The organism is Plasticicumulans acidivorans, from assembly GCF_003182095.1.
In the GTDB taxonomy this organism is placed as follows: Bacteria; Pseudomonadota; Gammaproteobacteria; order Competibacterales; family Competibacteraceae; genus Plasticicumulans; species Plasticicumulans acidivorans.
On sequence record NZ_QGTJ01000005.1, the window covers coordinates 190,897 to 214,420 of the forward strand.

General features: G+C 50.1%; 39 protein-coding genes. 32 read left to right on the forward strand and 7 right to left on the reverse strand.

The annotated features are described in order from the left end of the window. The 29 genes from C7443_RS10240 to rplQ all read left to right on the forward strand — a co-directional run. Positions 1–96: EF-Tu C-terminal domain-related protein (locus C7443_RS10240; RefSeq protein ID WP_484266830.1), on the forward strand; the 96-nt coding region annotated here is incomplete at its 5' end. Beyond that, a complete protein-coding gene (rpsJ, locus tag C7443_RS10245) occupies positions 96–407 on the forward strand; it encodes a 30S ribosomal protein S10 (protein ID WP_110018510.1) in 312 nt (103 codons plus the stop codon). The genes C7443_RS10240 and rpsJ, both read left to right, overlap by 1 nt. A gap of 82 nt (positions 408–489) precedes the next feature. Beyond that, a complete protein-coding gene (rplC, locus tag C7443_RS10250) occupies positions 490–1,134 on the forward strand; it encodes a 50S ribosomal protein L3 (protein WP_110018511.1) in 645 nt (214 codons plus the stop codon). Between the two features lie 10 nt (positions 1,135–1,144). After that, a complete protein-coding gene (gene rplD / locus C7443_RS10255) occupies positions 1,145–1,765 on the forward strand; it encodes a 50S ribosomal protein L4 (RefSeq protein ID WP_110018512.1) in 621 nt (206 codons plus the stop codon). Next, the gene (gene rplW / locus C7443_RS10260; protein WP_110018513.1) at positions 1,762–2,061 is read left to right on the forward strand and encodes a 50S ribosomal protein L23; all 300 of its coding nucleotides are present in this window, start codon (positions 1,762–1,764) and stop codon (positions 2,059–2,061) included. The genes rplD and rplW overlap by 4 nt, the downstream gene beginning before the upstream one ends. Positions 2,062–2,092: 31 nt before the next feature. After that, positions 2,093–2,923, forward strand: coding sequence for a 50S ribosomal protein L2 (gene rplB, locus C7443_RS10265; protein ID WP_110018514.1), 831 nt, complete (start codon positions 2,093–2,095; stop codon positions 2,921–2,923). A gap of 15 nt (positions 2,924–2,938) precedes the next feature. Beyond that, complete coding sequence (gene rpsS, locus C7443_RS10270; protein ID WP_110018515.1) at positions 2,939–3,211, forward strand: 30S ribosomal protein S19; 273 nt, start codon at positions 2,939–2,941, stop codon at positions 3,209–3,211. An 11-nt stretch (positions 3,212–3,222) separates the two neighbouring features. Beyond that, positions 3,223–3,555 carry a 50S ribosomal protein L22 gene (gene rplV / locus C7443_RS10275; protein ID WP_110018516.1) on the forward strand — a complete coding sequence of 111 codons (333 nt, stop codon included), beginning with the start codon at positions 3,223–3,225 and terminating at the stop codon, positions 3,553–3,555. A gap of 13 nt (positions 3,556–3,568) precedes the next feature. Further along, on the forward strand, positions 3,569–4,243 hold the full coding sequence (gene rpsC, locus C7443_RS10280; RefSeq protein WP_110018517.1) for a 30S ribosomal protein S3: 675 nt from the start codon (positions 3,569–3,571) through the stop codon (positions 4,241–4,243). Positions 4,244–4,319: 76 nt separating this feature from the next. Then, positions 4,320–4,733 (forward strand): 50S ribosomal protein L16, encoded by a 414-nt coding sequence (rplP, locus tag C7443_RS10285; protein WP_110018659.1) that lies wholly within the window; start codon positions 4,320–4,322, stop codon positions 4,731–4,733. After that, the gene (gene rpmC / locus C7443_RS10290) at positions 4,733–4,927 is read left to right on the forward strand and encodes a 50S ribosomal protein L29 (RefSeq protein ID WP_110018518.1); all 195 of its coding nucleotides are present in this window, start codon (positions 4,733–4,735) and stop codon (positions 4,925–4,927) included. Before rplP ends, rpmC begins: the two co-directional genes overlap by 1 nt. Then, positions 4,924–5,187, forward strand: a complete 264-nt coding sequence (gene rpsQ, locus C7443_RS10295; protein WP_110018519.1) for a 30S ribosomal protein S17 — start codon at positions 4,924–4,926, stop codon at positions 5,185–5,187. Before rpmC ends, rpsQ begins: the two co-directional genes overlap by 4 nt. A 41-nt stretch (positions 5,188–5,228) precedes the next feature. Next, positions 5,229–5,597, forward strand: a complete 369-nt coding sequence (gene rplN, locus C7443_RS10300; protein WP_110018520.1) for a 50S ribosomal protein L14 — start codon at positions 5,229–5,231, stop codon at positions 5,595–5,597. Between the two features lie 23 nt (positions 5,598–5,620). Further along, on the forward strand, positions 5,621–5,935 hold the full coding sequence (rplX, locus tag C7443_RS10305; protein WP_110018521.1) for a 50S ribosomal protein L24: 315 nt from the start codon (positions 5,621–5,623) through the stop codon (positions 5,933–5,935). A gap of 10 nt (positions 5,936–5,945) precedes the next feature. Then, positions 5,946–6,485, forward strand: coding sequence for a 50S ribosomal protein L5 (gene rplE, locus C7443_RS10310; protein WP_110018522.1), 540 nt, complete (start codon positions 5,946–5,948; stop codon positions 6,483–6,485). Positions 6,486–6,496: 11 nt separating this feature from the next. After that, positions 6,497–6,802, forward strand: a complete 306-nt coding sequence (gene rpsN, locus C7443_RS10315; RefSeq protein WP_110018523.1) for a 30S ribosomal protein S14 — start codon at positions 6,497–6,499, stop codon at positions 6,800–6,802. 91 nt (positions 6,803–6,893) lie between these two features. Beyond that, positions 6,894–7,289 carry a 30S ribosomal protein S8 gene (rpsH, locus tag C7443_RS10320; RefSeq protein WP_110018524.1) on the forward strand — a complete coding sequence of 132 codons (396 nt, stop codon included), beginning with the start codon at positions 6,894–6,896 and terminating at the stop codon, positions 7,287–7,289. Between the two features lie 15 nt (positions 7,290–7,304). Continuing rightward, positions 7,305–7,838 (forward strand): 50S ribosomal protein L6, encoded by a 534-nt coding sequence (rplF, locus tag C7443_RS10325; RefSeq protein ID WP_110018525.1) that lies wholly within the window; start codon positions 7,305–7,307, stop codon positions 7,836–7,838. 10 nt (positions 7,839–7,848) lie between these two features. Continuing rightward, positions 7,849–8,202, forward strand: a complete 354-nt coding sequence (gene rplR, locus C7443_RS10330; RefSeq protein WP_110018526.1) for a 50S ribosomal protein L18 — start codon at positions 7,849–7,851, stop codon at positions 8,200–8,202. A gap of 10 nt (positions 8,203–8,212) precedes the next feature. Further along, positions 8,213–8,722: a 30S ribosomal protein S5 gene (gene rpsE, locus C7443_RS10335; RefSeq protein ID WP_110018527.1), complete on the forward strand. Its 510-nt coding sequence runs from the start codon at positions 8,213–8,215 to the stop codon at positions 8,720–8,722. A 3-nt stretch (positions 8,723–8,725) separates the two neighbouring features. Beyond that, complete coding sequence (gene rpmD / locus C7443_RS10340) at positions 8,726–8,914, forward strand: 50S ribosomal protein L30 (protein WP_110018528.1); 189 nt, start codon at positions 8,726–8,728, stop codon at positions 8,912–8,914. Positions 8,915–8,920: 6 nt separating this feature from the next. Further along, a complete protein-coding gene (gene rplO / locus C7443_RS10345) occupies positions 8,921–9,361 on the forward strand; it encodes a 50S ribosomal protein L15 (protein WP_110018661.1) in 441 nt (146 codons plus the stop codon). Between the two features lie 26 nt (positions 9,362–9,387). Next, the gene (secY, locus tag C7443_RS10350; RefSeq protein WP_110018660.1) at positions 9,388–10,692 is read left to right on the forward strand and encodes a preprotein translocase subunit SecY; all 1,305 of its coding nucleotides are present in this window, start codon (positions 9,388–9,390) and stop codon (positions 10,690–10,692) included. Positions 10,693–10,783: 91 nt separating this feature from the next. After that, positions 10,784–10,897, forward strand: a complete 114-nt coding sequence (rpmJ, locus tag C7443_RS10355) for a 50S ribosomal protein L36 (RefSeq protein ID WP_110018662.1) — start codon at positions 10,784–10,786, stop codon at positions 10,895–10,897. Positions 10,898–10,988: 91 nt separating this feature from the next. Next, positions 10,989–11,345, forward strand: coding sequence for a 30S ribosomal protein S13 (rpsM, locus tag C7443_RS10360; RefSeq protein ID WP_110018529.1), 357 nt, complete (start codon positions 10,989–10,991; stop codon positions 11,343–11,345). 46 nt (positions 11,346–11,391) lie between these two features. After that, positions 11,392–11,781, forward strand: coding sequence for a 30S ribosomal protein S11 (rpsK, locus tag C7443_RS10365; protein ID WP_110018530.1), 390 nt, complete (start codon positions 11,392–11,394; stop codon positions 11,779–11,781). 15 nt (positions 11,782–11,796) lie between these two features. Beyond that, complete coding sequence (gene rpsD, locus C7443_RS10370; protein WP_110018531.1) at positions 11,797–12,417, forward strand: 30S ribosomal protein S4; 621 nt, start codon at positions 11,797–11,799, stop codon at positions 12,415–12,417. Positions 12,418–12,436: 19 nt separating this feature from the next. Then, a complete protein-coding gene (locus C7443_RS10375) occupies positions 12,437–13,444 on the forward strand; it encodes a DNA-directed RNA polymerase subunit alpha (RefSeq protein ID WP_110018532.1) in 1,008 nt (335 codons plus the stop codon). A gap of 70 nt (positions 13,445–13,514) precedes the next feature. Further along, positions 13,515–13,913: a 50S ribosomal protein L17 gene (gene rplQ, locus C7443_RS10380; protein WP_110018533.1), complete on the forward strand. Its 399-nt coding sequence runs from the start codon at positions 13,515–13,517 to the stop codon at positions 13,911–13,913. A 102-nt stretch (positions 13,914–14,015) separates the two neighbouring features. On the opposite strand, the gene C7443_RS10385 is transcribed toward rplQ, so the two are convergent. Both C7443_RS10385 and C7443_RS10390 read right to left on the reverse strand, forming a co-directional pair. Beyond that, entirely contained in the window at positions 14,016–14,675 is a 660-nt protein-coding gene (locus C7443_RS10385) for a protein-L-isoaspartate O-methyltransferase family protein (protein WP_110018534.1), read from the reverse strand. A gap of 90 nt (positions 14,676–14,765) precedes the next feature. Further along, positions 14,766–15,848 carry an ABC transporter substrate-binding protein gene (locus tag C7443_RS10390; RefSeq protein WP_110018535.1) on the reverse strand — a complete coding sequence of 361 codons (1,083 nt, stop codon included), beginning with the start codon at positions 15,846–15,848 and terminating at the stop codon, positions 14,766–14,768. A 142-nt stretch (positions 15,849–15,990) separates the two neighbouring features. On the opposite strand from C7443_RS10390, the gene C7443_RS10395 reads away from it, so the two are divergent. Beyond that, positions 15,991–16,713 carry a phosphoadenylyl-sulfate reductase gene (locus C7443_RS10395; protein ID WP_110018536.1) on the forward strand — a complete coding sequence of 241 codons (723 nt, stop codon included), beginning with the start codon at positions 15,991–15,993 and terminating at the stop codon, positions 16,711–16,713. Between the two features lies 1 nt (position 16,714). Here C7443_RS10395 and rnd read toward each other — a convergent pair whose 3' ends face one another. The 3 genes from rnd to ppa all read right to left on the reverse strand — a co-directional run bounded on the left by rnd (position 16,715) and on the right by ppa (position 18,997). Then, a complete protein-coding gene (gene rnd / locus C7443_RS10400; RefSeq protein WP_110018537.1) occupies positions 16,715–17,869 on the reverse strand; it encodes a ribonuclease D in 1,155 nt (384 codons plus the stop codon). Then, positions 17,856–18,356, reverse strand: a complete 501-nt coding sequence (moaC, locus tag C7443_RS10405; protein WP_110018538.1) for a cyclic pyranopterin monophosphate synthase MoaC — start codon at positions 18,354–18,356, stop codon at positions 17,856–17,858. Before moaC ends, rnd begins: the two co-directional genes overlap by 14 nt. A gap of 107 nt (positions 18,357–18,463) precedes the next feature. Continuing rightward, positions 18,464–18,997 (reverse strand): inorganic diphosphatase, encoded by a 534-nt coding sequence (ppa, locus tag C7443_RS10410; RefSeq protein ID WP_110018539.1) that lies wholly within the window; start codon positions 18,995–18,997, stop codon positions 18,464–18,466. A 338-nt stretch (positions 18,998–19,335) separates the two neighbouring features. On the opposite strand from ppa, the gene C7443_RS10415 reads away from it, so the two are divergent. Beyond that, positions 19,336–19,887: an adenylate kinase gene (locus C7443_RS10415; protein ID WP_110018540.1), complete on the forward strand. Its 552-nt coding sequence runs from the start codon at positions 19,336–19,338 to the stop codon at positions 19,885–19,887. A 101-nt stretch (positions 19,888–19,988) separates the two neighbouring features. Here C7443_RS10415 and C7443_RS10420 read toward each other — a convergent pair whose 3' ends face one another. Further along, positions 19,989–21,278: a citrate synthase gene (locus C7443_RS10420; protein ID WP_110018541.1), complete on the reverse strand. Its 1,290-nt coding sequence runs from the start codon at positions 21,276–21,278 to the stop codon at positions 19,989–19,991. 433 nt (positions 21,279–21,711) lie between these two features. Next, a complete protein-coding gene (locus tag C7443_RS10425; protein ID WP_110018542.1) occupies positions 21,712–21,957 on the reverse strand; it encodes a type B 50S ribosomal protein L31 in 246 nt (81 codons plus the stop codon). Positions 21,958–22,179: 222 nt separating this feature from the next. Between C7443_RS10425 and rimO the strand changes: the two genes are divergently transcribed. Further along, positions 22,180–23,505, forward strand: coding sequence for a 30S ribosomal protein S12 methylthiotransferase RimO (gene rimO / locus C7443_RS10430; RefSeq protein WP_110018543.1), 1,326 nt, complete (start codon positions 22,180–22,182; stop codon positions 23,503–23,505). The last annotated feature ends 19 nt before the right edge of the window (positions 23,506–23,524 follow it).

The following is a 23,524-nucleotide window of genomic DNA, read 5'->3' on the forward strand; positions in this document are numbered from 1 at the left end:
ATTGCGCCGATCGCGATGGACGAAGGTCTGCGCTTCGCGATTCGTGAGGGTGGTCGCACGGTCGGCGCCGGCGTCGTCGCTAAGGTGATCGAGTAATGGCCAGTCAGCGCATTCGTATTCGCTTGAAAGCGTTTGATCATCGCTTGATTGACCAGTCCGCGCGCGAGATCGTTGAGACGGCGAAGCGCACCGGAGCCCAAGTCCGCGGTCCCGTTCCGCTGCCGAGCAAGCACGAGGTGTTTACGGTTCTGGTTTCGCCGCATGTCAATAAGGATGCGCGCGATCAGTACGAGCTGCGTACTCATAAGCGTCTGATGGATATCGTCGATCCGACTGAGAAGACCGTCGATGCGCTGATGAAGCTTGATCTTGCTGCAGGTGTGGACGTTCAGATCAAACTGAACTAGAATCCTGCGCCTTCTTGCCGGGTGATGAGGGGGTTGCCACCTCCTCCTCTCACCCGTTTTCCTTCGTTTGGGAGTCAAACAAATGGCAATTGGAGTTATCGGTCGAAAGGCCGGTATGACCCGCGTCTTTACGGCGGAAGGGGTCTCGGTTCCTGTGACCGTTATCGAAATCGAGCCAAATCGTGTTACTCAGCTGAGGACCGACGAGGTCGATGGCTATCGTGCATTGCAGGTGACGACGGGTGAGCGTCGCGCCTCGCGCGTCACAAAGGCAGAAGCCGGGCATTTTGCTAAAGCCAGCGTCGAAGCGGGCCGTGGCCTGTGGGAGTTTCGGCTTGCCGACGGGGAAGGTGGCGACGTAACTGTTGGCTCCGAGCTCAAGGTCGACATGTTTGCTGAAGGGCAGAAAGTCGATGTTACCGGTACCACAATCGGTAAGGGTTTTGCCGGTGGTATCAAGCGCCATAATTTTCATCATCAGCGCAATAGCCACGGTAACTCCGTTTCACATCGTGCTCCTGGCTCGATTGGTCAGAATCAGACTCCCGGGCGAGTGTTCAAAGGCAAGCGCATGGCAGGGCACATGGGTGCCGCCCGTCGCTGCACCCTCAATCTTGAGGTTGTGCGCGTCGATGTCGAGCGCAATTTGCTGTTGGTCAAAGGGGCTGTTCCCGGTTCGAAGGGTGGCGATCTGATCGTGCGCCCCTCGGTCAAGGCTCGCGGCTGAGGAGGCTGTCATGGAACTCGTTGTCAAGACCTCTGCCGGGCAAGCTACCGGGGGGACCGTTGTGGTGGCCGACGAATCGTTCGGTCGCGAATTCAATGAAGCGCTCGTGCATCAGGTCGTCGTGGCCTATATGGCCGCGGGCAGATCTGGCACGCGTGCGCAGAAAACTCGCCATGAAGTGTCGGGTGGCGGTATCAAGCCGTGGCGTCAGAAAGGCACTGGCCGAGCACGTTCCGGTTCAAGCAATAGCCCGATTTGGCGCAGTGGTGGCGTGGCGTTTGCTGCCAAGCCCAGAGACTACTCGCAGAAAGTTAACAAAAAGATGTATCGCGCTGCATTGCGCTCGATTTTTTCCGAGTTGGTGCGGCAGGATCGTCTAGTTGTAGTCGACGACCTGTCAGTGGCTGAGCCGAAGACCAAGTTGATCGATGCTCGTCTGAATGAGTTCGGGTCGCGCAATGTCTTGTTTGTGACTGAAGATCTGGATCTGAACTTGTACCTTGCGGCTCGGAATATCCATACCGCCGGTGTGAGTGATGTGAGTGGATTGAACCCGGTCAATTTGATCGGGTTTGAAAAAGTTGTGATGACTGTTGGGGCCCTGAAGCGGGTTGAGGAGCGTTTGGCATGAATCAGGAGCGTCTGCTGAAGGTGCTGCTGGCGCCTCACGTGTCAGAGAAAAGTACCCGCGCTGCCGAGAGTGGCAATCAGGTTGTTTTTAAAGTTGCGGCCGATGCGACCAAGCCGGAAGTAAAGGGTGCGGTCGAGATGTTGTTCAACGTCAAGGTCAAATCCGTCGCTGTCTGCAACGTTAAGGGCAAACGCAAGCGGTTTGGTCAGATGCTTGGCCGCCGCTCCGACTGGAAAAAGGCTTATGTGTCGCTTGCAGATGGCCAGGAGATTGATCTCCTCGGTTCTGGCGAGTAACAGCCTCGGGACAGCAGAAGGTTAGCAAGCAATGGCTATCGTGAAGATGAAGCCGACCTCGGCTGGTCGGCGCTTTGTGGTCCGGGTTGTTACGCCGGATCTGCATAAAGGAGCGCCTTACGCTCCTCTGCTTGAAAAGCAGAAAAAGAACGGCGGGCGCAATAACGCCGGTCGTATCACGGTCCGTCATCAGGGTGGCGGGCATAAGCAGCACTATCGTGTTGTCGATTTTCGCCGGGACAAGGACAACATTGCGGCTCGTGTCGAGCGTATTGAATACGACCCGAATCGTAGCGCACACATTGCTCTCGTGTTGTATGCCGATGGTGAGCGCCGCTACATCATTGCCCCGCGAGGGCTTGTTGCTGGCGCGGTGATCGTTTCTGGAGCGGCTGCGCCGATTAAGGTCGGTAATGCTCTGCCGCTGCGCAATATCCCGGTCGGCTCAACAATTCACTGCATCGAAATGCGTCCTGGAAAGGGTGCTCAGCTGGCGCGAAGTGCCGGTGCTTCGGTGCAGCTGGTTGCGAGAGAAGGTTTGTACGCCACTCTGCGCTTGCGCTCGGGAGAAATGCGCAAAGTGCATCTGGATTGCAAAGCCACCATCGGCGAAGTGGGTAACCAAGACCACAGTCTTCGTTCTCTCGGTAAAGCTGGTGCCAAGCGTTGGATCGGGGTGCGGCCTACTGTGCGTGGTGTCGCGATGAACCCCGTCGACCATCCGCATGGTGGTGGTGAAGGACGCACTTCAGGCGGTCGCCATCCGGTTACTCCGTGGGGCGTGCCAACCAAGGGTTATAAGACGCGCACAAACAAGCGGACCGACGCCTTTATTGTTCGCCGTCGCAGCTCGAAGAAATAGTAGAGGAATCGGACAGTGCCACGTTCAGTAAAGAAAGGGCCGTTCGTTGACCTTCATCTCGCGAAGAAGGTGGACGAGGCGCTTGCTGCAAATAGCAAAAAGCCAATCAAGACTTGGTCTCGCCGTTCAATGGTTTTGCCGAACATGATCGGTTTGACGATAGCTGTTCATAATGGGCGCCAGCATGTCCCTGTCCTCGTGACGGAAAACATGATTGGTCACAAACTGGGTGAGTTTGCCGCGACGCGTACGTATAAAGGGCACGCGGCAGACAAGAAGTCCAGGTAAGGGGGCGGGTCATGCAGGCATATGCAAAGCTTAAATATGCGCGGATCTCGCCGCAAAAGGCTCGTCTAGTCGCTGATCAAGTGCGCGGAATGTCCGTCGGCCGTGCGCTGCAGTTGCTTTCATTCTCCAGTAAGAAAGCTGCTGAGCTGGTTAAGGGTGTGCTTGAGTCGGCGATAGCCAATGCCGAGCATAACGAAGGCGCGGATGTCGACGAGCTGACAGTGTCCGCCATCTGTGTTGACGAAGGACCGCAGCTCAAACGCATGCATGCGCGTGCGAAAGGGCGTGGCAACCGTATTGTCAAGCGTACCAGTCACATCACTGTGACCGTGGCCGAGAAGTAAGGAGCCTAGCGATATGGGGCACAAAGTCCATCCGACGGGTATCCGTCTCGGCATCGCAACTGATTGGACTGCAAAGTGGTACGCGGACAGCAAGAGTTTCGCAGACTTTCTTGAGCAGGACATGCAGGTTCGTGCGTTCCTGAAAAAGAAGCTCGCACATGCCTCCGTCAGTCGCATACAGATCTCCCGTCCTGCTCGAACCGCTCACATCACCATTCACACGGCGCGTCCTGGTGTTGTGATTGGTAAGAAGGGCGAAGACATTGAGGTTCTTCGTAAAGAGGTTTCTACGATGATGGGTGTGCCGGCGCACATCAATATCGAGGAAATCCGGAAGCCGGAGCTTGACGCGCAGTTGGTGGCGGAGGGTGTTGCTCAGCAGCTTGAGCGCCGCATCATGTTCCGTCGCGCGATGAAGAGGGCTGTAAGTAACGCTATGCGTTTGGGTGCGCAAGGTATTAAAATACACGTTTCCGGTCGTTTGAACGGTGCGGAGATTGCGCGCAGCGAATGGTATCGCGAAGGCCGTGTTCCCCTGCACACCTTGCGGGCCGATATTGACTATGGTGTTGCCGAGGCTGGCACGACCTACGGTGTTATCGGTATCAAGGTGTGGGTCTTCAAGGGTGAAGTCTTCGGTCTGGATGGCAAAAGCGAGTCCAAGCCTGAGAAAGCATCTGCCAACTAAGATGTTTGAGCACCGCAACGCTCGGGAGCTCCGCGCAATTGGCGCGGAGTTCCTTTTTTGCTAGCAGGGGAAAATGATGTTACAGCCGAAGAGAACAAAGTTCCGCAAAATGCGGAAGGGGCGCAATCGCGGCCTGGCAAATAGCGGAAACAAAGTAAGTTTCGGTGAGTTCGGACTGAAATGTGTCGGGCGTGCCCGAATCACCGCTCGCCAGATTGAAGCGGCGCGTCGTGCGATTAACCGCTATGTGCGGCGTGGTGGCAAAATTTGGATTCGTGTTTTTCCAGATGTTCCAATCACACGAAAGCCGCTTGAAGTCCGTATGGGTAGCGGTAAAGGTAGCGTGGAGTACTGGGTTGCCAAAGTGCAGCCGGGTAAGGTTTTGTACGAGATCGAGGGTGTTGCAGAGGCAACTGCACGTGAGGCTTTCCGTCTCGCCGCAGCCAAGCTCCCTGTTGCGACCACCTTTGTCAGTCGGACGGTGATGTGATGAAGGCAAGTGAGCTTCGCGCCAAGAGCGTAGAGGAATTGAAGCAGGAACTGCTTGCTCTGTTGAAAGAGCAGTTCAATCTTCGCATGCAGCGCGCAACCGGTCAGCTGGGTAAGCCGCATCTGTTTCAGCAGGTGCGTCGAAATGTCGCACGGGTGAAGACTATTCTCGGCGAGAAAGCGGGTGCAGCATGAGTGACGAAGTCAAAATTTCACGTACTGTGACCGGGCGTGTGTCCAGCAATAAGATGGACAAAACGATCACGGTAGTTATTGAGCGCTTAGTTAAACATCCGGTGTACGGTAAGTACATCCGTCGCTCGACGAAACTTCACGCACATGATGCTCTGAACGAGTGTCGTGAGGGCGACATTGTGACTATCGAGCAGTGCCGGCCGCTCTCAAAGAGTAAGGCTTGGCGGCTTGTCCGCGTCGAAACTCAGTCGGCTGAATGAGTATTAGCCACTAATTAACGTTTCGGATCGGAGTAAAAGCCATGATTCAGATGCAAAGTAATTTGGAAGTCGCTGATAACAGCGGCGCACGCCGTCTGATGTGCATAAAGGTGCTCGGTGGCTCGCACCGCCGTTATGCTCAGATTGGGGACATTATCAAGGTTAGTGTCAAGGAAGCGATTCCTCGCGGAAAAGTTAAGAAAGGCGACGTTTATAACGCCGTTGTTGTGAGAACACGAAAAGGCGTTCGTCGTTCGGATGGTTCGCTGATCCGTTTCGATGGGAACGCTGCTGTTTTGTTGAACAACAAACTTGAGCCGATTGGCACTCGCATTTTTGGACCGGTAACCCGCGAACTGCGTGGTGAGCGCTTTATGAAGATTATTTCATTAGCGCCGGAAGTGCTCTAAGCGAGTGAGCGGAGAAGGTCGCGATGCAGAAGATTAAAAAAGGTGACGAAGTTATTGTCACTACGGGTAAAGACAAAGGGCGTACCGGCAAGGTGGTGCGGGTTGTTGAGGATCGCCTGTTTGTAGAAGGCGTGAATCTGGTCAAAAAGCACCAAAAGCCAAATCCGGCGCGGGGTCAGGCCGGTGGGATTGTTGAGCGCGAGGCGAGTATCCATGTCTCGAATGTTGCGCTGTTTAACCCGCTGACGAAGAAAGCTGACCGTGTCGGTATCCGTATGCTTGATGACGGACGTAAGGTCAGATATTTCAAGTCCAACAACGAAGTTGTGGACGTTTGAGGCAACCGATATGGCAAGACTGCAAGAGCATTATCGTGATGCCGTGGTTAAAAAGCTCCAAGAGCGTTTTAGCTACAAGTCCGTAATGGAAGTTCCGAAAATCGTCAAGATTACTCTCAATATGGGAGTCGGAGAGGCGGTTGGTGATAAAAAGGTGATGGAGCATGCGCTTGCCGATATGACGGCGATTGCAGGCCAGAAACCTGTTGTCAACCTCGCTCGTAAATCGGTTGCTGGATTTAAAATCCGTGAAGGTTGGCCGATTGGCTGCAAAGTAACATTGCGCCGCGAGCGTATGTATGAGTTTCTTGATCGACTCATCAGTGTGGCCATGCCGCGTATCCGCGATTTCCGTGGAATCAATGGCCGTTCGTTTGATGGACGGGGAAACTTTAGCTTCGGTTTGCGTGAACAGATTATGTTCCCGGAAATCGACTATGACCGTGTCGACACTTTGCGTGGAATGGATATCACCATTACGACTACGGCGCGTAGCGATGAGGAAGGCCGTGCCTTGCTCGAAGCGTTCAACTTCCCGTTCCGTAACTGAGGACGTGATCGATGGCGAAACTGTCGATGAAAAATCGCGAAGCTAAGCGTGCGCGTTTAGTTTCAAAATATGCTGCCAAGCGTATGGAGTTGAAGCGCGTTATCGTGAGCCCGGTATCAACTGATGACGAGCGCAGAGAGGCGCAGGCTAAGTTGCAATCACAGCCTCGTGATGCAAGTCGTTGCCGGCTTCGTAATCGTTGTCGTGTAACGGGTCGTCCGCATGGCTTCTATCGAAAGTTTGGGCTGTGCCGTAATAAATTGCGTGAGGCTGCAATGCGTGGCGATATCCCTGGTCTGCGTAAGGCAAGCTGGTAAAATCGCTGCTTTGATGTAACCCAGGTCTTAAGTTGAGGGGCACTACAGGTGTATTTTGAGCCCTAACACTGACCCACTGGAGTTTTTATTTATGAGCATGACTGATCCGATCGCGGATATGTTGACTCGAATCCGCAATGGCCAGACGGCTGGCAAGTCGTCGGTTTCTATGCCGTCTTCCAAGATTAAGATGGCTATTGCCCGTGTGTTGCAAGACGAAGGCTATATTAATGACTTTAGCGTTTCGTCGGAAATGGGCAAACCAGAGCTAAATATTTCGTTGAAGTATTATCAGGGACGCCCGGTTATCGAAACCATCAAGCGGGTGAGTCGTCCCGGTCTACGAATTTTTAGAGGTCGCGATGAACTGCCAAAAGTTCTTGGCGGTCTCGGTATTGCTATTGTTTCCACGTCGCATGGCATCATGACTGATCGTGCCGCGCGAGCTGCCGGTCACGGCGGCGAAGTGCTTTGCGTCGTTGCCTGAGCGGGGGGAATAGGCATGTCTCGCGTAGCGAAGAAGCCGGTTCCGGTTCCGGCAGGTGTTTCTATTGTATTGGAAGGCGGTAGCCTGTCGGTCAAGGGAACGAAAGGGGCGTTGTCGCTTAATCTGCACCCGACTGTGAGTGCTGTCTATGAGGACAACGAACTTAGAATGATTCCTGCCAGTGATGCTGCTGAGCATCGTGCCATGGCGGGTACCATGCGGGCTCTCGTAGCCAATATGGTGCTCGGTGTCAGCCAGGGATTTGAACGAAAATTACAACTTGTCGGCGTCGGGTACCGTGCACAAGTTCAAGGTGCTGCCTTGAACTTGACCTTGGGATTTTCGCATCCGGTCGTTTTCGCAGTTCCCACCGGCATTACCATTGAGACTCCTTCGCAGACTGAAGTGCTTGTGAAGGGGGTTGACAAGCAGCAGGTTGGACAGGTTGCTGCAAAAATTCGAGCATTCCGCCCGCCGGAACCTTACAAGGGTAAGGGTGTGCGCTACGCGGACGAGACCGTCGTCCTCAAAGAGGCGAAGAAGAAGTAAAGGGGCGGAAATGGACAAGAAAGCTACACGTATTCGGCGCGGTTTGCGGGCTCGAATGAAGATTCGTGAACTGGGTGTCGTGCGTTTGTGTGTGCACCGTACCCCACGTCACATTTATGCGCAGATCATCGCTCCAAACGGTTCTGAGGTTCTTGCCGCCGCTTCGACACTCGAAAAGGCACTGGTCGTTGACCTGAAGAGCACCGGGAACATCGATGCCGCCAAACTTGTTGGTAAGGCTATCGCTGAGAAGGCGAAGGCGATCGGTGTGACTTCAGTGGCATTTGACCGATCCGGCTTTAAGTACCACGGACGTGTGCAGGCGCTTGCCGATGCGGCGCGTGAGAACGGCTTGCAGTTCTAAAGGTTGAATAATGGCTACGAATGTTGAAAGTTCGCAGAGCACCGATGGTCTGCATGAAAAGCTCATTGCTGTAAATCGTGTCGCTAAAGTTGTGAAAGGCGGCCGCCAGTTTGGCTTCACTGCATTGACTGTGGTGGGGGACGGACAGGGGCGCATTGGTTTTGGCTATGGGAAGGCCCGTGAAGTCCCTGTGGCGATACAGAAGGCGATGGAGAAAGCGCGTAAGAATATGAGCGCCATCGCACTTGCAGGTAGCACTCTTCAGCACCCGCTGAAAGGCGAGCATGGTGCTGCAAATGTGTTTATGCAGCCAGCATCGGAAGGTACGGGAATTATCGCCGGTGGTGCTATGCGCGCGGTGTTTGAGGTCGTTGGCGTTAAGGATGTGCTCGCGAAATGTGTAGGTTCGCGTAATCCTATTAATGTGGTACGCGCCACAATTAATGGCCTCAAAGGAATGACCTCTCCGGATTACATTGCAGCCAAGCGCGGCAAGAAAGTTGAAGATATTTTGGGGTAATCCATGTCCGCAAATAAGCAAGTCAAAGTGACTCTTGTGAAGAGCACGGCAGGTCGCTTGGCAGCCCATAAAGCGTGCGTGCGTGGTCTTGGGTTGCGTCGGATGAATCATAGTGCACTTGTTGTCGATACCCCGGAAAACCGGGGCATGATGAACAAGGTTTCGTACCTGCTGAAAATTGAAGAGGTATGAATGATTATGCGCCTGAATAATATTAAGCCGGCAGAGGGTTCCCGTCCTGCTGGAAAGCGCGTTGGTCGTGGCATTGGTTCGGGGCTTGGCAAGACCGGCGGGCGTGGACATAAGGGCCAGCACTCGCGATCAGGTGGGTTCCATAAAGTGGGCTTTGAGGGCGGTCAGATGCCCTTGCAGCGTCGCTTGCCGAAAATAGGCTTCCGCTCCCTGAAGGCTGGGGAAACGGCAGAAGTACGGCTACACGAGCTGAATACGGTGACAGTTGCTGGGCAGGCTATCGACATTCATGTCCTTAAGGCTGCGAATCTTATTCCCCAGCAAGCACGGTATGCCAAAGTTGTTTTGGCTGGTGTGATTAATTCCGCTGTGACTCTCAAGGGTATTAGCGTCACCAAGGGTGCGCGTGTTGCCATTGAAGCCGCTGGCGGTAGCGTCGAAGAGTAAGCTCTATGTCAGCGCCGTTGCCCTCGATGGGGAAAATGACCGAGCTCCGATCGCGGCTATTGTTCCTTCTCGGGGCTCTGGTGGTGTTTCGGATTGGAACGCATATTCCAGTTCCGGGGATAGACCCGCATGCAATGGCCCAGCTGTTTCAGCAACAAAAAGGCACCATCCTTGACATGTTTAACATGTTCTCGGGTGGTGCGTTGCAGCGGTTGTCAATTTTTGCACTCGGTGTAATGCCGTACATTTCTGCTTCAATCATTGTGCAGCTGTTGACTGTAATCCTGCCTTCTCTGGAGAGGTTGAAAAAGGAAGGTAACGCTGGACGCCGGAAAATTACCCAATATACGCGCTATTTGACTGTTGTCTTGGCCGCTTTTCAGTCAGTTGGTGTTAGTGTTGCGTTGCAAGGTCAGTCAGCTGGGGGGATGGCTGTTGTCCCTCATCCTGGGGTGGGTTTTGTTGCAATTGCAGCAATTACGCTCGTGTGTGGCACGCTTTTCCTTATGTGGCTTGGTGAGCAGGTAACCGAGCGGGGCATCGGTAATGGTATATCGATGCTTATTTTTGCTGGCATTGTCGCTGGTCTGCCGGCTGCTCTGGGTGGGACGTTGGAACTGGCACGTACAGGTGAATTGAGTACGCTACTTGTTATCGCGTTGTTTTTAGTTGCGCTTGGCGTTACTGCGTGCGTGATCTTCATTGAGCGAGGACAGCGGCGTATTACGGTGAATTATGCGAAACGCCAAGAAGGGCGTCGTGTTTACGCGGCACAGTCGAGCCATTTGCCTTTAAAGCTCAATATGTCTGGCGTTATTCCGCCAATTTTTGCATCTAGCTTAATTTTGTTTCCAACTACAATTGGATCATGGCTAGGATCCACTCCTGGAATGGGATGGATCCGTGACATCACATCGATGTTGGCGCCAGGGCGGCCATTATATGTGGCGTTGTATGCCAGTCTTATTGTGTTCTTTTGCTTTTTTTATACTGCATTAGTTTTTAATTCTAAAGAAACCGCTGATCAGTTGAAGAAGTCTGGGGCGTTCATTCCCGGGATTCGTCCTGGAGCCAATACCGCAGCATACATTGATAAGGTGTTGACTCGATTGACTTTGGCTGGGGCTGTCTACATTACAACGGTGTGTTTGTTGCCGGAGTTTCTAATACTATATTGGAAAGTCCCGTTCTATTTTGGCGGAACATCTCTGCTTATCATCGTTGTAGTCGTTATGGATTTTATGGCCCAAGTGCAGGCGCATCTGATGTCTCATCAGTATGAGAGTCTGATGAAAAAAGCCAATTTTCGGGCGGGTGGAGCATTGCGATAATACGATTGCACAATTTAAATGTCGTTGACTTCAATTGTGCAGTTGCCTTGTTTATATGTCGTGTGTATGGCACGGCATGGGAGAGCTTAAAGTGAAAGTTCGTGCTTCTGTAAAAAAACTGTGCCGAAATTGCAAGATTGTCCGCCGTGAAGGAGTTGTGAGAGTCATCTGTAAAGATGCAAGACACAAACAGCGGCAAGGCTGATCGTTGTGCAATTTGAATCGTTGCGCTGAGTGTTGTATAGTTCGCAGTTTACCGCGAACGCATTCGCCGCGGTGGCAGGGGAGTTTCGTGCATGGCCCGTATTGCAGGTATCAATATTCCGGTGAATAAGCACGCGGTTATCGCGCTGCAATCTATTTTTGGCATTGGTCCAACTCGTGCGAAATCTGTTTGCGTTGGTGCTGATGTTTCACCGGAAACGAAGGTGAAGGACTTGACTGAAGCGCAGGTCGAGGCTCTTCGTGCCGAGGTTGCGAAATTTGTCGTAGAAGGCGATCTCCGCAGAGAGGTCTCCATGAATATTAAGCGACTTATGGATCTTGGCTGTTATCGGGGCTTACGCCATCGCCGTGGTCTGCCGTTGCGGGGACAGCGCACACGTACGAATGCCCGTACTCGTAAGGGACCGCGGCGCGCCATCAAGAAGTAGTCGTCGCGTTTTGCAATGTTCCGCATAGGTTGAAAGGTACTGTTTTATGGCCAAGCCTGCTGCTAAGGCGCGTAAGCGTGTCAAAAAGTCGGTTGTTGATGGTATTGCACATGTTCACGCATCGTTCAATAACACCATCATTACCATTACTGATCGGCAAGGTAATACATTGTCTTGGGCTACTGCGGGAGGCTCTGGTTTCCGTGGTTCTCGTAAAAGCACTCCTTTCGCAGCACAGGTAGCCGCTGAGCGAGCGGGTGCTGTTGTTAAAGAATTCGGTCTTAAAAATCTTGAGGTCAATGTAAACGGTCCTGGTCCTGGTCGTGAATCGGCTGTCCGGGCATTGAATGCTCAAGGTTTTAAAATTACGAATATTATGGACGTTACACCGATTCCTCATAACGGTTGCCGTCCCCCGAAAAAGCGCCGCGTCTAAGCGAGGAGTGTGGTTGTGGCGAGATATATCGGTCCAAAATGCAAGCTCAGCCGTCGCGAAGGTACGGATCTGGGGCTGAAATCATCGGCTCGGGCCTTGGAGTCCAAGTGCAATCTGGAGCGCGTACCTGGTCAACATGGTGCGAGACGCAGTCGTTTGTCAGACTACGGGCTTCAGTTAAGAGAAAAGCAAAAGCTCCGCCGTATTTACGGCGTTTTGGAGCGGCAGTTTCGGCGTTATTACCAAGAGGCTGCTCGTCGTAAAGGATCCACTGGCGAAAATTTGCTAAAGCTTCTTGAAAGCCGCCTTGATAATGTTGTTTATCGCATGGGGTTTGGGGCAACCCGAGCTGAGGCACGTCAACTGGTCTCCCATAAAGCTGTTCTTGTTAATGGTGAGGCAATTAACGTTCCGTCTTATATGTTGAAAGCTGCAGATGTTGTAGCTGTACGTGAAAAGTCTCGCAATCAACTTCGCATCCAGCAGTCGTTAGGGCTGGCACAGAGTCGCGGCTTTGCGGAGTGGGTTGAGGTTGATGTGGCTAAGATGTCCGGTGTGTTTAAGCGGATTCCAGATCGTTCAGATCTGCCAGCCGACATTAATGAGTCACTCGTTGTGGAGTTGTACTCCAAGTAAGTCTGGGGGACCCTCATAGATGTCGGGCACATCTGATTTTCTTAAACCACGCATTGTCGATGTCGAGCGTATTGATGATCGACGTGCTCGGGTTACGCTTGAGCCACTTGAGCGCGGCTTTGGTCATACCCTGGGTAACGCCCTGCGTCGCATTCTTTTGTCATCTATCCCCGGGGCTGCTGTTGTCGAGTGCGAAATTGAAGGAGTATTGCACGAGTACTCGGCTGTTGAAGGGATCCAAGAAGACGTTATCGATGTATTGCTGAACCTGAAAGGTTTGGCAATTGTTATGCATGGTGACGCCGACGTAATTCTCTCGCTTCGTAAAAAGGGGCCAGGCGTCGTTAAGGCGGTGGATATTCAAACTACGCATGCTGTTGAAATTATTAATTCAGAGCATGTGATTGCGACGCTCACCAAGGAAGTTGAGCTTGGCATGAAGCTCCGCATCGCAAAGGGTCGTGGCTATGAGCCTGCGACTCAGCGTGTAACAGCGGAAGGTGAGAGTCGTCCTATTGGCCGTTTACAGCTCGACGCTTCGTTTAGTCCTATTAACCGTGTTAGCTATAAGGTTGAAGCTGCTCGAGTGGAGCAGAGGACTAATCTCGATAAATTGGTAATTGATCTTGAAACCAATGGTACTGTTGATCCCGAGGAAGCGATTCGGGCAGCGGCACGTATTTTATTGGATCAGTTATCGGTTTTTGTTGATTTAAAAGGAAAGGAAGAGACTGAGCTGCAGCCGGAAGCCGTCGATATAGACCCGATTCTTCTTCGGCCCGTTGATGATCTCGAGCTGACAGTGCGCTCGGCTAACTGTCTTAAGGCTGAGAGTATCTATTACATTGGCGATCTAATTCAGAGAACTGAAGTAGAGTTGCTTAAGACTCCTAATTTAGGTAAGAAGTCTCTTACTGAAATTAAAGATGTGCTTGCCTCGCACGGTTTATCTCTGGGCATGAAGTTAGAAAACTGGCCACCTCCCCAGCTTGCTGGAGATAAGGTTGACGACCGCGCCAGTGCCTGAATTATTTAGGGAGCCGCTGTATCGATTTATCGAATGCGGAAACCTGGAATCACGTTAAGGAATTGCACCTATGCGTCACCGCAAGTCGGGCCGTAAGCTTAATCGAACAAGTAGTCATCGGCAGTCAATGTTTCGAAATATGACTGCATCGTTGATATCTCATGAGCTGATAAAAACAACACTGCCAAAAGCAAAAGAATTGCGTCGTGTAGCAGAACCGTTGATTACGCTTAGTAAGGTTGATAGTGTCGCGGGTCGGCGATTAGCATTTGCGCGTCTGAGAGACCGCGATGCGGTGACTAAATTGTTTGCTGAATTGGGTCCGCGATATAGCTCAAGAGCTGGCGGGTATCTTCGCATTATGAAGTGCGGGTTCAGAGCTGGGGATAACGCTCCTATGGCCTATGTGGAGTTGGTTGATCGTCCGCAGGCAGTCAGTGAAAATATGGATTCAGTCTCAACAGATTAATGTAGTTTTTAATTTTCATCACAGCCCCTCTTTTTTGAGGGGTTTTTTTTTGAACATAAACGCATGCGCTTATATGCATGCGCTTATGTTAAAAATTAAGCATTAAAAATTAAATTTATTTTTCTTGGTGGTGTTTATTAAATAAGCAAGTTTTGTTTCAAAAAGACTATCTGTTGTCCATTCATTTTTGCTTGTGCGAGTTATAAGGACTGCATTCATTAATGTGTCTTCACCCGTGACAGCAAATAAACGTCCGCCAACAGCTAGTTTTTCAAGCCATACTGATTCAACAGAAGATAAACCTCCTGTAATGGCTATTGCATCGTAGTTTTGTTCTCCCCATCCTTTTGATGCATCTCCTGTTTGAAGTTTAACATTATGAACACCAAGTGATTTTAATTTCTCGCCGCAGGTTTCTATAAAATCAGCATATATATCAACGCTTAAAACATTACCGCCAAGGAATGCAAGGCATGCAGTAATAAATCCTGAACCAGTACCAATTTCTAAAATGCGATCGTCGGGGCTAATGCTTAGCGCTTGTAGCATTCGTCCTTCTACTACGGGGTGCATCATTGATTGCTGGTGATCAATAGGAACAGCGATATCAGCATAAGCTAGACGTTTATATCTTTCTGGAACAAAAAAATCTCGTTTTATATTGTCTAGGACATCGAGCACACGAGGATCGAGTACTTCCCATGGGCGGACTTGTTGTTCAATCATGTTAAACCGTGCTTGTTCGAAGTTCATCTCGCTCATGATGTAAGCCCTTGGTTTTTAATGTGTACGGCGAAAGTTAAAAATGCTCGCTGTCGACTGCTGGAGGATTTTATCATAGTCATTCCTCGGTTAAGGTTTGCTCTCGTCGTTTAGCTCAACAGCATAGTTTGATATAGGTAAAGCAACAGTGATTAAATCATGTTCGACTAAGAAGGATGCAAAGCGTTTATATCGAAGCGAGCTAAACGCTTGAGGCTGAGCGGATAAGCGATTTAGAAGATCCGGGTAGGCACGTTGCTCTGCTTCATTGTTAAAGAAGTTGTATTTTTGAGCGATCAACTTCCAGGCATCTTGGGGGTGGTCGAGTACCCAGAGGGTGCCGTGTTCGAGTGCTTGAAGAAAGCGTTTTAGCTTTGGGTCATTAAGTTTATTTCGTGCTGCAATTGCCACAACTCCGTCAAAAGGGGGGATGCCTAGTTCTTCTATTGGTAGTAAAAATGCTGTTTTTTTATGTGCTTCAATTACTCCAATAGTTTTTTGGCGCTCTGTTGTTATTATTGCATCTACGTAGCCTTCTAATAAGGCCTGAGTAATTGGTTGATCTAATGAAACGAATTGTATTTCATTAAATGATTTTTCTGTATTAGATAAAATAGCCTGTATTATTTTTGCATCTAATGAATCTGCTTGGTAACCAAGGCGTTTGCCTTTTAGGTCTTGCTGTATGCGAATATTTGATTTTGTAAGCGTTACTATGCCTGACAATGGTGTGTCAATTAGTGTTGCAATTCGTTTTACAGCTATGCCGTCTCCAACAAATAGAAAAAGGCGCGTTTGTGTCGTTACCGCTAAAAGTCCGCGATCATCAATAATTTGTTGAAATGCTTCTCTTGGGCTGGTCGCCAATACAAAATTCACATCTAAGCCTAAATCTGAAAAAAATCCAAGCTCTCTTGTTGCCAATAAAGCAATATGAGAGCTGTTAATTTGTTGGTCAAAAAAAATCACAAATGAATCTTTTTGTGTTTCTTTGGCGACTACTGGTTGAGTTAATAAAAAAAAGTTTAAAATTTGTATAAATGTAAAAAAAAATAATTTAGCTTTCATGATGGCTTTGAGTGGCTTTAATAGCATGTCTTTTGAGTACATTGAAAGATATTGATACAAATGAGTAGAAATCAATGCTTTTAAAAAAACATACAGGTGCTTCATGTAGAGTATCGATTCATTTGCGGTCTTAATTGAGCGTTATTTGTTTTTGTTATATTTATATTTTTTTTTATTTCTTTTAATTGTTACGATGCTTGGGTAGGCTCTAAGCGAACTCATCTAGTCTATTGCGTAAGGGGGGGCTATGCAAAGCTCTGATGGTGAAGAGACGAAAGAGTTATTGGAGCATGTCCACGCTTTGAGTGCGTGGCTTGAAGGTGTGCCCGCTATAGAGCGTGTTGAATGGGCGAGTGCGCAATTTGGAGAACATCTCGTTCTTTCCTCTAGTTTTGGGGCCCAGTCCGCTGTATGTCTGCATATGGCTACAACTGTAAATCCAAGTATTCCGGTGATTTTAATCGATACAGGATACTTGTTTCCGGAAACTTATCGTTTTATTGATGAGTTGGCAGATAGGCTCCGTCTAAACTTACATGTCTATAGGTCATCAAAGGGGCCTGCTTGGCAAGAGGCTACATATGGCCGACTTTGGGAGCAAGGTTTGGATGGTTTAAATCGTTATAATTATATAAATAAAGTTGAGCCTATGGCTCGGGCATTGGACGGTCTTGATGCGAAAGGCTGGATTTCAGGTCTAAGACGCCAACAGGCAAAATCACGCGTTGATTTGGGGGTGTTATTGGCGCGGAAGGGAAGAATAAAAATACATCCCATAATTGAATGGAATGATTATGATGTTTATCAGTACTTGCAGCGTTTCGATCTGCCTTATCATCCTTTGTGGGAAAAAGGGTATGTTTCGATAGGTGATGTGCATACAACCAGTCGCTTATTAGACGGAATGACAGAAGAGGAAACGAGATTCTTTGGTCTTAAAAGAGAGTGCGGAATTCATGAGTTGATTTGATTCAAGTTTTTTTGGTTGGGTCTTGTTCTATAAGAAGTTGGTGTAGTTCGTTTATAACGTATGGGCCGAGTAGTTCGCTTCGCCAGTTTCCTATGGATTCGAAACTTTTTTCTTTTTTTACTATGGCTTCAATTTGTTTGCGCGTTAATATTTGTTCTGGAGTGATGTCGTTTTGTACGGCACAAATATGTACTTTTTTTGTTATGAATTGTATGGTTGTTTTTTGATCGGCAGTTAGATTGTTTGAATGTATGTGTCTGGGTTTTAAATGCGATGTATTTTTTTTTAATGCTTTTATGTTGTTTTTTGTTAAATAAAAACAGGGTTGTTTTGATGCTTTTTCGTTGTCGGTTATAGATGACTCTGGTGTTTTGACCGTATGAACGGTTGTTTTGGCTGCTTCAATTAATGCTTCATCTGACATAATCCATCTACGCGGCAGGTTCTTTTTAATGGCCGTATTTTCACGCCAAGTGGATAGTTCTTGTAGTGTTGCGAGTTGTTTTTTGTTTAGCGTCGAAGTGTTTTTTATTTTGTGCCAAGCATCATGTGGGGCTGTAACGTAACGTTGTGCGTCATACAGCTTGTGTGTGTCCTCTTCAAGCCATTTGTTTCTTCCTTTTACTGCAAGCTGTTCGGCTTGTATGTGATAAATTTTGTGCAAAAAACGCACATCGTTAGCAGCATATGCTAATTGCTCGTTTGAAAGTGGGCGTTGGCTCCAGTCCGTGCGGCTTTGCGATTTATCAATTTTTATTCCCAAGAGTAGTTCGGTTAATGGTGCGTAGCCAATTTGGTTCCCTTGACCTAATAAACCAGCTGCAATTTGGGTATCAAATATGGGTGAAGGAATGGAGTCGCAAAGGTGATAAAAAATTTCAAGATCTTGTGTCGCACCATGTAGTATTTTTGTTGTTTTTTGGTTTTTGATTAAATTTATTAACGGATGGAGTTCGTTTTTGTTAATTGCTATTGTGTCAATGCATGCCACCGTTCCTTCTGATTCTATTTGTATAAGGCAGAGTTGTGGGAAATAGGTTTTTTCACGCATAAACTCCGTGTCGAGGGCAATATACCGCGGGCAATTCAAGGTTCTGATGAATTCGTAGAGTGCTTCATATGAATTGATGAAAATGGGTGGGCTACTGTTTTTCATCTTTTGAAAACCTTGATCGTTTCCAATGTCCTGAGCGACCGCCTTGTTTTTCCATAAGATGGATGTCGCTCATTTCCATTTCTTTGTCCACCGCCTTGCACATATCGTAAATTGTGAGAAGTCCGATATGGACAGCAGTTAATGCCTCCATTTCTACCCCTGTTTGTCCTATAGTTTTAGTTGTGACGCTGCACTGAATTGCGGATGGAGTTTTAATGATTTTGAAATTTACTTCTACATGTGTTAAATGAATTGGATGGCATAAAGGTATCAGTTCAGATGTTTTTTTTGCTGCCATTATGGCTGCAATGCGAGCGATGCCTAATACATCACCTTTATTATGACCTCCAGCTTCAATTAACTCTAAAGTAGAAGGGGTCATCAAAATGATCCCCTCTGCTGTTGCTGTGCGTATGGACGTTTTTTTATGGCCCACATCTACCATGTGAGCATCGCCAGATTTATTAAAATGTGTTAAGTGTGGCATGCTGATTCTGCCCCATGTGCTAAGGGCTTTGGCAAAAACCATGGGGGGGCTGATTTTTTTTCGATTATCAAGCTTGCCCCCCCCGGCAGTGAGTGGCTGATAGCCTGTTATTTGGACTCCTCGTACATCTTCACGCTTGCACCAATTTCTGTTTTTGCGTCTTCGACTGAACCCCAGCCATCAACTTTGACCCATTTGCCCTTATCGAGATCTTTATAATGCTCAAAGAAGTGTGCAATTTGTGACATAATGACAGCCGGAAGGTCCTCAATTTTCTCAACGTTTTCGTACAAAGTGCACTGTTTCTTAATTGGCACGGCAACCAACTTTGAATCTTGTCCGCCTTCGTCCGACATCTTGAGGAGGCCTAGCGGACGGCATCGAACTACGCAGCCGGAGACCAGTGGAAACGGCGTAACAACGAGCACATCAAGTGGATCACCGTCACCGCACAAGGTGTTTGGGATGTAGCCATAATTGCAGGGATAGTGCATGGCTACATTCATGAAGCGGTCAACGAACAGCGCGCCTGTTTCTTTGTCGACTTCGTATTTCACGGGATCTGCGTTGGCAGGAATCTCAATGATGACGTTGAAATCGTTTGGTAAGTCGCGGCCGGCAGTTACTCGATCCAGAATCATTTGCTTTTCCCCTCAGGTTGAGCCACTTTTAGGCTTTGCAAGATTACCATGGAGTTGGTTTTCAATGCGACAAGACTAGTCTCCGTGCTAGGTAAGTCATTCATTTTGGCCGTTGCAAGCAACAAAAAAAGCATAAGGATTTTTTCATTTTGGCATGTGTTGTATGTGATTTGTATATACGATGCAGCAAGGCCTTGATTGCATTGACAGCGGTGGTGAAAAAGGTAAGCTTTATAAAAACTAAGTCTAATGCTGACAAGTGTGGTGTTGAGCTGCACTGTCGTTTCTTGATGCGGTTATTATGCCGCCAATTTTAGTGAAAGGATGGGAACGCCGTTATGAGAACCGTCTTGTTGGGGGCGCCAGGGTCAGGTAAGGGGACGCAGGCCGAGGGCATCGTAGCTCGCTATGCGATTACTCATATTTCGACCGGCGATTTGCTGCGTGCAGAGGTTGCGGCAGGCAGTGAACTCGGCAATCGCGCGAAGGCCATCATGGAGGCGGGTGGGCTTGTATCGGATGACATCGTGCTGGGCATGATGGAGGCTAAGCTGGGGGGGTTGGAAAAAGGCTTTCTGCTTGATGGTTTTCCCCGAACCTTGGCGCAGGCCGAGTCTTTGGATAATTTGTTGGCAAGGTTGGGTAAACCATTAGATTGTGTATTGTTTTTTGATGTTGATTTCGATGAGATTACCCGCCGTTTGTTGTCTCGCGGGCGAGCGGACGACGTCGAAGAGGTGATACGTAAGCGTTTGGCTGTTTATGAAGAACAAACAGCTCCTTTGATTGAGTATTATGCGAATAAGGGTGTGCTGCAGACTGTTAAAGGGGTCGGTGTGATAGAAGAAATTTCGGCCAAGATCTTTGCTGTGCTTGATGCGTACCGTTAATTAATTTTTCTTGATAGGAAATTGACCACAGGGAAGTGTGTTTTTACTAAAATGAAAAAGGCGACCAGACGGTCGCCTTTTTGTTGGTCTGTTTGCCAAGTTCAGCGTGTTGAAATTGCTGGAACGTCGCGTTTCGCGGCGCCAATGTAGAGTTGGCGTGGGCGTCCAATTTTCTTGGCGGGGTCGGCAATCATTTCCATCCAGTGCGAAATCCAGCCAACCGTGCGCGCGATTGCGAACATTGGCGTGAACATTTCTACTGGAATACCCAGTGCCTTATAGATGATTCCGGAGTAGAAATCGACGTTCGGATAAAGTTTGCGCTCAATGAAGTATTCGTCCTGAAGGGCGATTTCTTCCAGGCGCATCGCCAATTCCATGCGTGGATCATTGCCGTACTTCGCGAGTACATCGTGGCAAATAGTCTTGATTATTTTCGCTCGCGGGTCGAAGTTCTTGTAGACCCGATGACCAAAGCCCATGAGTTTGAACGAGTCGTTCTTATCTTTGGCTTTGGCTACGAACTTCTCAATGTTGGAGACGTCGCCGATTTGATCGAGCATGCGCAGAACGGCTTCATTGGCACCGCCGTGTGCAGGACCCCACAGGCATGCGATGCCGGCGGCAATGGCTGCGTAGGGGTTGGCATCGGAGGAGCCAGCCAGGCGGACCGTAGAGGTGGATGCGTTTTGCTCGTGGTCAGCGTGCAGAATAAATAGTACGTCCATCGCCTTTTCGGCAACGGGGTCAATCTCGTACTCCTCGCACGGTGTTGCGAACATCATGTGGAGCAGATTGCCGCAGTAGCTCAGGTCGTTGCGCGGGTAGATGAACGGCTGCTGGATGTTGTGTTTATAGCAGGCGGCCGCGATCGTCGGCATTTTCGCGATCAGCCGATGGGCGGTGATCTTGCGATGGTCGGGATCAAGAATGTTGAGGTTGTCGTGATAGAAACCGGCCAACGAGCCGACCACGCCCGTCATCATGGCCATCGGGTGTGCGTCGTGGTTGAAGCCGTCAAAGAATTTGAGCAAATTGTCTTTGATCAGCGTGTGGTGGCTGATGGTGTACTCGAACGTCTTGAGTTGCTCTGCGGTTGGCAGTTCACCATTCAGAAGCAGGTAGCTGACCTCCAGATGGGAGCACTGCTCTGCAAGCTGCTCAATCGGGTAGCCGCGATAAAGCAGGTCACCCTTGTCGCCATTGAGATACGTGATGGCGCTTTTGCACGACGCTGTCGAGACAAAACCCGGGTCGTATGTGAAGTAGCCGAACTCCTTGTTCAGCGAGCCAATGTCCACCACCGGATCGCCATGCGTCGGGTGGTGGATGGGCATGTCGACAGTCTTGCCGGACGCGTTGTCTTTGATGGTGACGCTCGCGTTAGACATTCAACTACCTCCTAAATACGGCTTCGATTGGGTGAGTTACCGTACGCCCGCTGCGAGAGCGACGGTGCTACACACATGCGTGTCGATGGAATGGCCCCGAATAATTGGTCTTCGCGGCGCGGAAGCAGGGGATACCCTCATGCTGTTCGGTTAGCCTCCTTCGGAAGCAGCGCCGGTTGTGGATGACCAAATCGATCTCTCTTTGATTATTTCAAGCATCCGAACTTTCAAACTATAGCTGAGCCCGTGACGGTTTGTCCTGTGCTTTCTGTTTCTTGATGCGAAAAGCGTGTTTATAACCTTTTGAAAAAACTCGCTTTTTTTATGGCTTGTTGGTGGTGAGCGATGTGTGCTGTGTTCGAGTGCGGAGCATAAAAAAGGCATCCCTGCGGATGCCTTTTTTATGGTGTGAAATCTGTCAGTGAGAGGATGTTCAGACCATTCCGTACTTGCGGCGGAAGCGGTCGACACGTCCCGCAGTATCAACGATCTTCTGTTTGCCGGTGTAGAACGGATGCGATGCGCTGGAGACTTCGATTTTTACCAGCGGATATTCCTTGCCGTCCGTCCAGGTGATGGTTTCCCTAGTCTTGATCGTCGAGCGCGTCAGAAAAGAAAAGTCGGCGGACAGGTCCTGGAATACCACTTCGCGGTATTCGGGATGGATGTCTTTCTTCATGATTGCCAAGCCTTGGTGCGTGAGTCGGAAGGGTGCCGCGGCGAGCGTCACCTTGGAATTTTGGCGCCGGGGCGCGGAAAAGTCCCGTAATGTAAGCAAAGACACGGGAAGGCGCAAGTCATGATGTTGTGAATAACTTGTTGATCGTGCATGCATCGTGTATAAGGCGCGCCGCCAGGCATGTCGCCATATCGACGCTAAGCCGCTTATCTGGAAAGAAAAATGAGCATCTCTACCCCCCGTGTCGGTTTCGTCAGCCTGGGTTGTCCGAAGGCGCTGGTCGATTCCGAGCAGATCATCACGCGCCTGCGTGCGGAAGGTTATGACATCGCACCGAGTTACCAGGGTGCCGATCTGGTTGTAGTCAACACCTGTGGCTTCATTGATGCCGCTGTGGAGGAATCTCTCGACGCCATCGGCGAGGCATTGAACGAGAACGGTAAAGTCATCGTCACTGGCTGTTTGGGAGCCAGGCCGGAGCGGATTACGGATGTGCATGCCAGTGTGCTCGCGGTTACGGGGCCGCATGCGCTGGAGGAAGTGATGGGGGTTGTCCATCAGCATCTGCCGAAGCCGCATGATCCGTTCATGGACCTCGTGCCGCCAGCCGGTATCAAGCTGACGCCGCGTCACTACGCGTATTTGAAGATTTCTGAAGGCTGCAACCACCGCTGCAGTTTCTGCATCATTCCGCATATGCGTGGGGATCTGGTCAGCCGGCCGATCGGCGATGTCATGCAGGAAGCGGAAAACCTGGTTCGCTCGGGGGTTAAAGAACTGCTGGTGATCTCGCAGGACACCAGTGCTTATGGCGTCGACGTTCGCTATCGCACGGGATTTTGGAGTGGTCGGCCATTGAAGACCCAGATGACTGCACTGGCGCAGGCGTTGGGGACACTGGGCGCCTGGGTCCGTTTGCACTACGTCTATCCGTATCCGAATGTTGACGACGTGATTCCGCTGATGGCTGACGGTAAGATCTTGCCGTATCTCGATATTCCGCTGCAGCATGCAAGCCCGCGCATCCTCAGGGCGATGAAGCGTCCGGGGAATATCGAGGGTACCTTGGAGCGCATTCAGCGCTGGCGCGAGCTGTGTCCGGATCTGACTTTGCGCAGTACGTTCATCGTTGGCTTCCCGGGCGAAAGCGAAGACGATTTCGAGTCGTTGCTCGATTTTCTTGAAGAGGCCGAACTGGACCGCGTGGGTTGTTTCACCTATTCGCCGGTCGAGGGAGCGCCAGCCAACGATTTACCGGGTGCAGTGCCTGAAGAGCTCAAGCAGGAGCGTCTGGAGCGTTTCATGGAGCTGCAGGCGCAGATCAGCGCCGACAAGCTGGCATGCAAGATCGGGCGCGATCTGCAGGTCCTCGTCGACGGCCATGCCGAAGACGGGCGTGCGATCGCACGTTCGGCGGCCGACGCGCCCGAGATCGACGGTATCGTCGTCATCGAAGACGGGCAGCACCTCAAGCCGGGCGAGTTTGCCCGCGTGCGCGTCGAGGACACCGACGAACACGATCTTTACGCGAGCCTGCTGCCGTCTTGAGTGGTGGGTGAATGAGGTT